Source organism: Bacillus sp. FJAT-27231 (assembly GCF_001183975.1).
Lineage (GTDB): Bacteria > Bacillota > Bacilli > Bacillales > Domibacillaceae > Pseudobacillus > Pseudobacillus wudalianchiensis.
The window spans coordinates 1,367,482-1,379,077 of record NZ_LFZU01000001.1 but is presented as its reverse complement, the minus strand read 5'-3'; the positions used below and the strand labels follow the sequence as shown (position 1 = coordinate 1,379,077).

At 42.9% G+C, this 11,596-nt stretch carries 9 protein-coding genes; 3 read left to right on the top strand and 6 right to left on the bottom strand.

What is annotated here, in order from left to right:
* Positions 1 to 34 precede the first annotated feature (34 nt).
* Positions 35 to 1,144: an MFS transporter gene (locus tag AC623_RS06545; RefSeq protein ID WP_231603593.1), complete on the bottom strand. Its 1,110-nt coding sequence runs from the start codon at positions 1,142 to 1,144 to the stop codon at positions 35 to 37.
* Between the two features lie 415 nt (positions 1,145 to 1,559).
* On the opposite strand from AC623_RS06545, the gene AC623_RS06540 reads away from it, so the two are divergent.
* The 3 genes from AC623_RS06540 to AC623_RS06530 are packed head-to-tail and all read left to right on the top strand — an operon-like array spanning position 1,560 to position 4,043.
* On the top strand, positions 1,560 to 2,072 hold the full coding sequence (locus AC623_RS06540) for a MerR family transcriptional regulator (protein ID WP_049661647.1): 513 nt from the start codon (positions 1,560 to 1,562) through the stop codon (positions 2,070 to 2,072).
* Positions 2,057 to 2,314, top strand: coding sequence for a hypothetical protein (locus tag AC623_RS06535; protein ID WP_156187000.1), 258 nt, complete (start codon positions 2,057 to 2,059; stop codon positions 2,312 to 2,314). The genes AC623_RS06540 and AC623_RS06535 overlap by 16 nt, the downstream gene beginning before the upstream one ends.
* A gap of 31 nt (positions 2,315 to 2,345) precedes the next feature.
* Complete coding sequence (locus tag AC623_RS06530; protein WP_049661645.1) at positions 2,346 to 4,043, top strand: ABC transporter ATP-binding protein; 1,698 nt, start codon at positions 2,346 to 2,348, stop codon at positions 4,041 to 4,043.
* 59 nt (positions 4,044 to 4,102) lie between these two features.
* Here AC623_RS06530 and mutL read toward each other — a convergent pair whose 3' ends face one another.
* The 5 genes from mutL to miaB form a co-directional block, all read right to left on the bottom strand.
* Positions 4,103 to 6,028, bottom strand: coding sequence for a DNA mismatch repair endonuclease MutL (gene mutL, locus AC623_RS06525; RefSeq protein ID WP_049661643.1), 1,926 nt, complete (start codon positions 6,026 to 6,028; stop codon positions 4,103 to 4,105).
* Between the two features lie 27 nt (positions 6,029 to 6,055).
* The gene (mutS, locus tag AC623_RS06520) at positions 6,056 to 8,653 is read right to left on the bottom strand and encodes a DNA mismatch repair protein MutS (RefSeq protein ID WP_049661642.1); all 2,598 of its coding nucleotides are present in this window, start codon (positions 8,651 to 8,653) and stop codon (positions 6,056 to 6,058) included.
* Positions 8,654 to 8,780: 127 nt separating this feature from the next.
* The gene (locus AC623_RS06515; protein WP_049661640.1) at positions 8,781 to 9,320 is read right to left on the bottom strand and encodes an outer spore coat protein CotE; all 540 of its coding nucleotides are present in this window, start codon (positions 9,318 to 9,320) and stop codon (positions 8,781 to 8,783) included.
* A 227-nt stretch (positions 9,321 to 9,547) separates the two neighbouring features.
* Entirely contained in the window at positions 9,548 to 9,979 is a 432-nt protein-coding gene (locus AC623_RS06510; protein WP_049661639.1) for a RicAFT regulatory complex protein RicA family protein, read from the bottom strand.
* Position 9,980: 1 nt separating this feature from the next.
* Entirely contained in the window at positions 9,981 to 11,525 is a 1,545-nt protein-coding gene (miaB, locus tag AC623_RS06505; RefSeq protein WP_049661638.1) for a tRNA (N6-isopentenyl adenosine(37)-C2)-methylthiotransferase MiaB, read from the bottom strand.
* Between the last annotated feature and the right edge of the window lie 71 nt (positions 11,526 to 11,596).

The window sequence follows — 11,596 nt, the reverse complement described above, 5'->3', positions numbered from 1 at the left end:
CTCCCTCCCCTCATGTTTTTCCACTATCTATTCTTTATAACGGTACTGTTTTCTCCTTATTGACAGGCTTTCTGCCGTATAGAAAAAAGATGAGTGTCACGAATAAAAAGACGCTGCCGATGACGGTAAAAAAGCTAATGCTTTTAAACAGCTGCAAAGCCAGTCCGCCTAAGTAAGGGCCAGTTAAACTGCCGATGCTGAAGGCCATGCCGCACAGCAGATTTCCTGTCGGCAAAAATTGTTTCGGCATTAAATCCGTCATAAAACTAATGCCGAGACTGAACGTAGAGCCAACCAACATACCAGCAAGGAAAATACAAGCTAATAGCAAATAATAAAAATGGTCAATAAAAGCAGCACTTGAGAACAACACGGTCCCTGACAAAAGAACAACGGCTAGTATTCGTTTCCTCCCATACTTATCACTCAATACCCCTAACGGAAACTGAAAAACGATGCCGCCGATCGCAAAGGACATTAAAATAACAGAAATCTCTTGAACAGATAACCCTGTCCGTACACCGTAAATGGGGTAAATGCCATTGAACGAGGATTCCAAAAATCCATAAGCAAATGTCGGCAGGAATGCAATCCAGCCATACCGGGAAGCTTCCCTAAACCGCTTTAGCGTCTCCCACATTGAATTGGTTTCCACATGCTGCTCTGGGAAGTCATTTTTAAGGAAAAATAAGAAGACCCAACAAACAAGACAAAGCGCTCCCGAAAGAATAAACGGCAAAGATTCGCTATAATGGATGAGTCCCGTCATCAGCGGACCAACGGCAAAGCCCAGGCCAAAAAATAGCCCATAAAGCGAAATATTTCGGCCGCGCCGCTCCGGCGAAGAAAAGGATGTAATCCATGTTTGCGTGCCAAAGTGAAGAGCATGATCGCCTATCCCGATCAGCAGCCGCAAAATAAACCAGAACCAAAAAGATTTCCATAAAGGAAAGGCAAAGAGTGCGACGATCACGAGCAATCCTCCCCCAACAATCACTGGTTTATAGCCAAATTGCCGTAAAGGTTTTTCCATAAACGGGGAAACAAGCAATATTCCAATATATAAGCCGGTCGCATTTAATCCGTTTAACGAAGCGGATAGCCCTTCCTTCTCAAACAACACAGCGATTAGCGGAAGCAGCATCCCCTGGCTGAATCCGGAGATAGCAATAATACTAACGAGCACACGTAATCGAAAACTTTCACCTGCATTTACTATCACAACTTTTTTCACCTCTTGTACATTCCGTAGAACAGTCCTGCAGCATCCTAATCCATAAAGAGCCCACATTTCTTTCAGGCTGTTAACAAACATTCGCTTCCTTCATTGCTCTCGTGTCGGAGCCCTCGTAAGGTAAGACACACGTGTTCACATAACCTGAAGTACTGTTGTCTACAATCTCTTTTTCTATATTAGGCTATTTCCCTTCGAACGTATAGAGCGTTAACTATACGAAATGATTTATTTTAGGCTATTTTGGAAAAGTTTAACTTACCCTTGCACTTCACGTAACGTCATGTTTTAGAATGAAACTAGCAAATGGATGGAGGAGAGCAAGATGGAGAAAAGGTATACGATTGGCGAGTTTAGAAAATTAAGCGGCCTGACAGCTCGAACCTTGCAATATTACGATGAAATCGGTATTTTAACAGCCAAACGGACAACGGGCAGCTATCGTTATTATGAGGAACAAGATCTCTGGACGCTTCAAAAAATTGTTTCTCTCAAATTTTTAGGATTTTCACTTGAGGACATTGCCAATTTTATTCATAAAGACACATGGAATGAAAAAGACTCACTGATCTTTCAACGCGATCTTATGGAAAAAAAGCGTGAACAGCTAAATGATGTAATCAGGCTGCTAAATCTCGCGATTGATCAAATGGAAAAAGGCGGCCCCCTGCATACAGATATATTCATTTCGATGATTAATCATGTTCAAATGGAAGATCACCACAAAAGCTGGATGAAATCTCTTGTCCCTGCACCATACATAGATAGATTATTCGACCGAGTAAAGAGCAACCAGGAAAAAAGTGAAAAAAGGCGATGTATTTGTTTTCACGCATAAAGGGAATTGCTTTCTCAGACCCGACAAGCGGGACTGTTGAACAATTGGTAACAGAATTGATGGAACTGGCAACAGAAGTAGCTGGTGATGATCTTGAGCTGCTGGAAAAGCTTTTTGCCACTGAACTTGAAGAAGACCCATGGTTGTTTCCTTGTCTATTCAGCCCTGAAGAAGAAAAGTGGCTCGAACAAGTCATGACGTATTATTCGGAAAAGGAGAAGATAGAAAGTAGAGAAGCCTGAACAAACAAACTTTCAGCAGTGGAAACCATTTGTGCGCTTATTTACAAGAACTCGTCTGCCAAAGTGGCTCATTTTCACTGCGATCCTGTTGAATATAGCTGAAACAACAGCCGGTTTAATCGTTCCTTTATTTACAAAGGACCTTGTTGACCAGCTCGCTCACAATAAGCTGCAGCTATCCGTCATTCTTTTTCTTGCCGGCAGCTTTCTCGTTCAAACGATTTCCGGCGGCTTCTCCTATTATTTAATGAGTTACATTGGAGAGGCCGTTGTTTCTTCAGTGCGGAGACGGTTATGGAACCAGGTACTTGAACTGCCTGTTTCTTATTTTGATGAACAGGAATCCGGGGAAACGATGAGCCGGATTACACAAGATACAAATACAGTGAAAACATTGATTGTCCAGCACCTCGTTTCCTTTGTCACTGGCATCATTTCGATTGCCGGCGCCGTCGTTATTTTACTTTTCATTGATTGGAAAATGACGGTGATTATGTTGCTCGCCGTTCCTGTTTCTATTTTGATTATCATGCCGCTCGGACGGAAAATGTACCGTATTTCCAAAGATACACAAACGGAAATGGCCGGCTTTTCAGCTGATCTCGGCCGGGTGCTCACAGATATTCGCCTCGTTAAGGCGTATAGTGCGGAAGAAGCAGAAGGAGCAAAAGGATTTACCCGAATTCAAGAGCTTTTTCGTTATGGCTTAAAAGAAGCTCGTATTCAGGCTGTTATTTCTCCTTTTATGACAGTGGTGATGATGCTTGTGCTTGTCGTATTAATCGGTTACGGAGGCGTGCGGGTTGCCTCTGGGGCTCTAACAGCCGGTTCACTCGTCGCTATTATTATTTATATGTTTCAAATTGTGATTCCCTTTAGCCAAATGGCCTCTTTTTTCACTGCTTTTCAAAAAGCAATGGGAGCCACTGACAGAATTCAATCCATTCTCACACTAGAAAAAGAATCGGAAACAGCAGGCTTACCTGTCACACAGCCGGCACAGAATTTGTCCATTAACAATGTTAGCTTCGGTTATGATGACAATCACGCGGTCCTGAAGGAGATGAACCTTCAAATTCCAGCAGGAAAAACAACCGCCTTTGTTGGTCCGAGCGGCAGTGGGAAAACGACTCTTTTTGCCTTGCTTGAACGTTTTTACGAACCTTCGAGTGGAAAAATTTTATTAGGGAAACATCCTATCGATGAATTTAACCTTCACTCATGGCGCACATCCATCGGGTATGTTTCTCAAGAAAGCCCAATTATGTCCGGCACGATCCATGACAACATTTGCTACGGCATGGAGGGAGACATTAAAGAGGAAGACATAAAGAAAGCAGCAAAGCTAGCGAATGCGGCGGAGTTTATTGAGAGGTTTCCTGATCAATACGAGACAGCGGTCGGTGAACGAGGCATCAAGCTCTCAGGCGGCCAGCGACAGCGGATCGCCATTGCCCGAGCTTTTATGCGCAGCCCGCAAATTCTGCTTCTTGACGAGGCTACTTCTAACTTAGACAGTGATTCAGAACGGCTTGTTCAAAAAGCACTCGACCAATTAATGACCGGCCGGACAACTCTCGTCATTGCCCATCGCCTGTCTACCATCGTGAACGCCGATCAAATCGTCGTCATCGAACATGGAAAGATTACCGGCATTGGCACACACGAAACACTGTCTCACACTCATGCACTTTATCAAAAACTAGCCAGCCAGCAATTTAAAACGTGACCAACATGTTGGGGCCAGTCCTCCAACACACTAATGCGTCGGAGGACTGGCCCTTTTCCTTACATAATTCTCTTAAACATCTTCTCAATTTCGTACGTAGAATAATGAATGATGATCGGCCGGCCGTGCGGACAGGTGAATGGGTCACTGCTATGGCGCAGGTCATCGAGCAGCTGCTGGATTTCATCGTTGCGCAGATGATGATTTGCTTTAATAGACGCTTTGCAGCTCATCATGATAGCTGCTTCTTCCCGCAGCTTTTTTATGTCAACTTTTTTCATAAAGAGCATCTGTTCAATAATACCCTCAATCATTTGCTGTTCTTCCCCTTTAGGAAACCACTGCGGATGGGAATGAACAATAAAGGCCCTCTCGCCAAACGGTTCTAAAAATACACCCACACTTTCTAAATCCTGCAGGTGTTCCGAGATTTTAATACAATCATCAGCTGAGTACTCCAGTGTGATCGGAACGAGCATATCTTGCAATTCTTTTTCGACTTGTCCTACTTTCTCCCGGAAAAATTCATATTTCAACCTTTCCTGGGCGGCATGCTGGTCAATCATATACAGTCCTTTTTCATTCTGGGCAAAAATATACGTGCCATGCATCTGCCCAATCGGATAAAGAGGCGGCAGTCTGCTTTCTTTCGTTTCATTCGCTATTTCCTCTAAAGGTGTCTCCGCAACAGTATCCGCCTCCACCATAACGGCAGAGACAAATTCAGCCTGTTCCATACTCTCCTCTTCTTCTCTCATCTCTGCGGAGGCATAATCTTCCGTTTGATCCGTCTTCACTTCGTAAAGTTCTCTCGTATATAGCTCTTTCATTTTATCCGCTGGCAGCAAGTTTTCACGGCGCAGTGCGGAAACTGGCTGAATAGCTTTCGGAGAGCTCCTTTCTTTTTCGACTTGTTTGCGGCTGCCATCAAAAGAAAGTTCCTGCTGCCGGGAGATCGGTTTTGCTTGTTTCACTGCCGGTGCTGCGGAAGGAATTAACGTTTCTTTTTGAAAAGCGGCCCGTATGGCGGCTGTCACGACTTCCTGGAGCTCTTGTTCTTTACTAAAACGCACTTCCAGCTTGGCAGGGTGAACATTTACATCGACAAGAATCGGATCCATCACGATGTTGACTAGAGCAATCGGGTACCTTCCAATTGGAAGCAGCGTATGATAGCCTTCTTGAATGGCTTTCGCCAGGCTGTAATTCTTAATGAATCTTCCATTAACCATAACAGAAAGATAGTTTCTCGAAGCACGGGTAATTTCCGGTAAAGAAATCCAGCCTTCCACTTGGAAATCGAGAGAAGAAGCGGATAGCGGGATCATCTTTTTCGCCGTATTCAGCCCATAAATCGCTGCAAGCACTTGACGGACATCTCCATTTCCTGTCGTCCGCAAAAGCTCTCTTCCATTATGCCGAAGCCGGATGGCTACCTCAGGATGAGCTAAAGCAAGCCGATTCACTACATCTGTTATATTTCCGAGCTCTGTATGAATGGTTTTCATATACTTCAAGCGGGCCGGCGTATTAAAAAACAATCCGGATACTTTTATATCGGTTCCTTTGCGGCTTGCGGCTGGCCCATGTTCTTGAACAATTCCTCCTGACAGGATAATTTCGGTTCCCGGCCCTTCACCTGTTCCCGTCGTCATCGAAAGTTCGGACACAGAAGCAATACTCGGCAGTGCCTCTCCCCGGAAGCCAAGCGTCCGGATACGGAATAAATCATTTTCATCTTTAATTTTACTTGTCGCATGACGGGAAAAAGCTTTTAATACATCATCCGGCTCCATTCCCGCTCCGTTATCAAGAATACGGATGCTTTCAAGACCAGCCTCTTCTACATCGATCTCAATGACGGTACTGTCGGCATCAATTGAATTCTCGACAAGCTCCTTCACGACAGAGGCAGGACGTTCCACCACTTCACCGGCTGCAATTTTATTCGAAAGCGTATCATCAAGCTGAATAATTTTTCCCATTTGCTTCACCTGCTTTTCTTTGTCTGACTATTTCTTTAGTTTTTTCTGCAGTGTATAAAGTGCATTCATGGCATCAAGCGGTGTCATTTCGAGTAAATCATAGGACTTTAATTCTTCGATTATCTTTTTCTCTTTATGATCTGGCTGTTGAGCAGAAACGGCAACAGGCTCGCTAAAGAAAGACAGCTGCCCACTTGACTCGGCAACCTTATTGGATGATTTCTTTTCCTGCTTTAGTAAATCTGGCTGTTCCTTCTGTTCTAGTTCCGCTAAAATTTCATTCGCCCGATCAATTAATTCACGAGGAAGCTCGGCTAGCTGCGCGACATGGATCCCATAGCTTTTATCGGCTGCCCCTTCTTTAATTTTATGAAGAAAGACAACACGGCCGTTTTTCTCTACAGCACTGACATGTACATTCTTTAATTGTGAAAGTGATTCTTCCAAAACCGTTAATTCATGATAATGAGTAGAAAAAAGTGTCTTCGCTTGAATATGTTCATGAATATATTCAATGATTGCCTGTGCCAGTGCCATGCCATCGTAGGTGGATGTCCCGCGCCCAATTTCATCAAATAGAATTAAAGACTGGTTAGTTGCGTGGGTAATAGCATTTTTAGCCTCCAGCATTTCTACCATAAACGTACTTTGGCCGGAGATCAGGTCATCTGCTGCTCCAATTCTCGTAAACACTTGATCGAAAATAGGCAGCTTTGCCTCTCTTGCCGGAACAAAACAGCCGATTTGAGCCATGATCGCGGTTAAAGCGACTTGTCTCATATAGGTGCTTTTCCCTGACATATTTGGACCTGTGACGAGCAGCATTTCCCGCTCGCTGTTCATAAAGCAGTCATTTGGAACGTATTCCTGGGAGTCCATCACTTTTTCAACCACTGGGTGGCGCCCCTCTTTAATGACAAGCTCCCGGCTGTTCGTTAACTCTGGTCTAACATATTTCCGCTTCTCACTTACTTCAGCAAAGCATTGCAGTACGTCTAGTTCACTGACAAGCCGGGAAAGCTCCTGCAGTTCAGGGATAAAGGCTTTCACTTGTTCCCGAATTTCAATAAACAGCTCATATTCTAACTCAATGATTTTTTCGGTTGCTTGTAAAATAAGTGTTTCTTTCTCTTTTAATTCTGGTGTAATGAAACGCTCGCAATTGGCTAACGTTTGCTTACGTTCATACCGGCTGTCCTGAAGCAGATGAAGATTAGCTTTTGTAATCTCAATATAGTAGCCAAAAATACGGTTATAGCCGATTTTCAATGACTTAATGCCCGTTCTCTCTCTCTCTTGTTGCTGCAAATTGGCAATCCAGTCTTTTCCGTTGCGGCTTGCATCCTTATATTCATCAAGCTCCGCATGGAAGCCATCCCTGATCATGCCGCCCTCTTTTACAGATAAGGGCGGATTATCAACGAGAGCTTGCTCCAACAGATCTGTCAGTTCTTCACACGGATTCATTTTATTAGAAAGTGCTTGAATTTCATCATTTTCAATCCGAAGCAGCAAGTCTTTGAGCGCTGGAATTTGCTGCAAGGATTTCTTTAACTGAATCAAGTCACGGCTATTTACATTGCCAAATGCGACCCGCCCTGCGAGCCTTTCAAGATCGTATACCTCTTTCAGCATTTCCCGAATTTCCTGGCGTTCAAAGAAAGCGTGGAGCAGCTTCTCTACCATTGACAAGCGTTCGTTAATTTGCTGCTGATTAATAAGCGGACGATCAATCCATTGCTTCAACATGCGGCCGCCCATCGCCGTCATCGTTTCATCAAGCAGCCAAAGCAGAGAACCTTTCTTGTTTTTAGAACGAATCGTTTCTGTTAACTCAAGATTGCGCTTAGAGTAAAAATCAATTTTCATAAATTGATGAACTTCATAGACCTCAACAGGCTGTAAATGTGTAAGGCTCCGCTTTTGTGTACGATGCAAATAATGAAAAAGCAGGTTCGTCACTTGTCTCATTGCAGGAGCCGAAACTTCTTCCATTAAAGAAGCAAATCCGTCTTCTTCTGGCAGTGGATCTTGATGAGAAAGGGTGACACTCAGCCGCTCTTTTAATACTTTTTTTACTTCCTCCTCTAAGTCCGGTGCAATCACTACTTCCTTTGCCTGTAAAGTAGACAACTCGTTCAGCACTTCATCTACTGTCGTTAATACGGTCGTCCGGCTTTCACCAGTAGATAAGTCACAAAAAGCGAGGCTGTATGTATCGGCATTCTCGCAGAAGAGAGCGGCAATATAATTATTTTCTTTATCGTGAAGGCCCTTGCCTTCCATAACAGTTCCAGGGGTGATAAGCTGAACGACTTCGCGTTTTACTACTCCCTTTGCCTGCTTTGGATCCTCGGTTTGTTCACAAATCGCTACTTTATGCCCGAGTTCAATTAATTGTTCAATATAAGCAGCAGCCGAATGATAAGGCACCCCGCACATCGGTATGCGTTCAGATGACCCTCCATCTCTGCTCGTTAACGTGATCTCCAGCAGCTGGCTCGCTTTTGTTGCATCCTCGAAAAACATTTCATAAAAATCACCTAAACGAAAAAACAAAAAGGCATCCTCATATTGTGCCTTTATCGCTAAATATTGCCGGATCATCGGCGTATATTGTTCCATATATGTCCAATCCCTTTCAAGAAAGCCTATCTATTTTCAACTTTATATTATATCATATTTTTGCTGTTTTTGCTTTCAGCCAGTCAATAGAAAAGGTGCAGGCTCCATACGGAGTCTGCACCTTCTATTAATCCTCTTTTTTATGATCGATAAAATCTGTATCCAATTCTTCATAGTCTTCGTCTTCAACTTCGTGGCTCCAATCATCTTCTTCACAGCCATCCGGGTGAACCGCTACACAAATTTTCGTTTCTCCGACCACCTCAACGATGAATTCGCGCTCAGCCTGGACGATGATTTTATTGTCATTTGGTGAACAAACTGCTTCACAGCAATTAGGCTGCTGCAACACCCTCGCCAACACTTCATTATCATCAAAACAATCTTCATCACGGTATTTCAACTTAATAACATCCTTGTAGCTTACCTTCTCCGTTACAACCGACGTTTTCGTATTGTGATGATGTGAATACCAGACGTTAATTTCGTATGTTCCGTGAATCTCCACTTTTTTCCCCATCTTTTTTGCTTTATACTCATGGTTAATAATCCAGCAGCCTAAAATGCTCGATGGGTGATGTGGCGGACAAATGGTGTGGTGCGTCTGAGTAAACTTTCGGCCCTTTGCAACGACCGATTTTGTAATAATCTCTCTATATTCTGCCATTCGAGCGTCCCTCCTCGCTTGTTCTCTATCTATACATATGCACTAAGCCCAAGACATGTGCCTAGAACATGCAAAATTAACAAAACGAGATTTAAAATGAAGACCTTTTTATAACAGAATAAGCAGGCAGCTATTAGGAAATAAGCCGACTATCTGATGGGTTTAAATGAATGATCTTAAGCAAAAAAAGCACCCGCCGAAGTGGCCGGTGCCTGTCCATTATTAAATTAACTGCAGCTTCCTGGTGTGCTGTTTTTAACTTGGGCTCCTGTTTCGCCACGAAGCAAATCGCCGCCCGTTGATTCAATAATTTGATCCGTTACTGTGTTGGAGATCGCAGACGTAACGATTTGTAAAATATCGTTCACTTCTACTTGCGATTCCTTAAATTGCTGTACGACAGGGATTTCGTCTAATTCCTGCTCAACTTTCAGCATTTTTTCTTCTACCATTTTCAAGGCTTCTGTTTTACCATAATGCTGAAAATTGACTGCTTGCTTTTGCAGGCTTTTTAAGCTGGCAATTTTTTCACGAACTTTTTGGTTCTCATGAATTTTTGCTTCTGCTTCTTTGAAAAATGCCACTTCATCTGTTTCTGCAATCATCTTAGCAAGCTCTACTGCTTGCGTCAGAATATCGTCTTTTGTATACTTCGCCATTTTACTCCACCTCAGCCAACTGATGCGTTTCTACCATTTCTCCATTTAAGGACCAGGTTTTTGCATCTGTAATTTTCACATTTACAATTTTGCCAATTGCTGTTTTTGGACCTTTGAAATTCACTAGTTTATTTTTATTTGTATATCCAGCTAAAATATCAGGATTGTTCTTACTTTCGCCTTCAACGAGTACAGGCACAATTTGTCCTTTATACTTCTTCAGTGCTTCAGCTGATAACTCATTTACTACCGCATTTAGCCGCTGTAGACGCTCTTTTTTCACTTCCATCGGAACATTATCTTTCATTTTTGCGGCCGGTGTCCCTTCACGTGGAGAGTAAATAAATGTATAAGCCGATTCGAAACCAACTTCACGGTATAGCGAAATCGTTTCCTCGAATTGCTCCTCTGTTTCGTTCGGGTAACCGACAATAATATCCGTTGTTAAAGCTACATCCGGAATGGCTGCCTTAATTTTACGAACAAGTTCAAGGAATTGTTCGCGAGTATACTTACGCGCCATAATTTTTAATACATCTGTAGAACCTGACTGTACTGGCAGGTGAATATGGTCCATTAAGTTGCCTTTTTTCGCTAATACTTCAATGAGGTGATCATCAAAGTCACGCGGATGGCTCGTTGTAAAACGTATGCGTGGAATGTCAATCTTTCTAATCTCATCCATTAAATCGCCAAGACCATATTTTATATCTTCGAAGTCTTTTCCATAGGCATTTACGTTTTGCCCAAGCAATGTAATTTCCTGGTAGCCTTGTGCCGCTAAATGACGCACTTCTTGAATAATGTCTTCCGGACGGCGGCTCCGTTCTTTTCCGCGTGTGTAAGGGACAATACAATACGTACAGAATTTATCGCATCCATACATAATATTAACCCATGCTTTAATATTTCCACGGCGTACTTTTGGAAGATTCTCTACTACGTCGCCTTCCTTTGACCACACTTCAACGACCATCTCTTTAGACATATAAGCGTCATTTAAAATCTGGGGAAGCCGGTGAATATTATGTGTACCAAAGATCATATCAACCTGGTTATATGTTTTTAAAATTTTATTAACAACCGACTCTTCCTGAGACATACATCCACACACACCTAGAAGTAAATCAGGGCGTTGCTGTTTTAAATGTTTTAGGTGGCCAAGCTCACCAAACACCTTGTTTTCAGCATTTTCACGAATCGCACAAGTGTTAAGCAGAATAACGTTCGCATCTTCTACCGTATCCGTTGCTTCATAGCCAAGGGCCATAAAAATACCAGCCATTACCTCGGTATCATGCTCATTCATTTGGCAGCCATACGTACGGATGTAAAACTTTTTCCCCGTACCCATGCCACGAAGCTGCTCATCAATTTTAAAGTCATTATGGTAATTAACTTCCTCTTTCCCCCGCTTTTTCGCTTCCTTTAGAGAGGGTGGAAGAAATACTGTTTCAAAATATTTGCTGTAATCCTTTTCGGATTTTTTGTCCGTTGGATTAGTCTCTTTCACTTGTTGTCCCTGCAGACGCTGCTCTTCATTCATCAGAAAAACTCCTTTCTTCTACTACTAATAAAAACGAGGATAAAATATTTTAAGTAAGAACGATCTTTTGT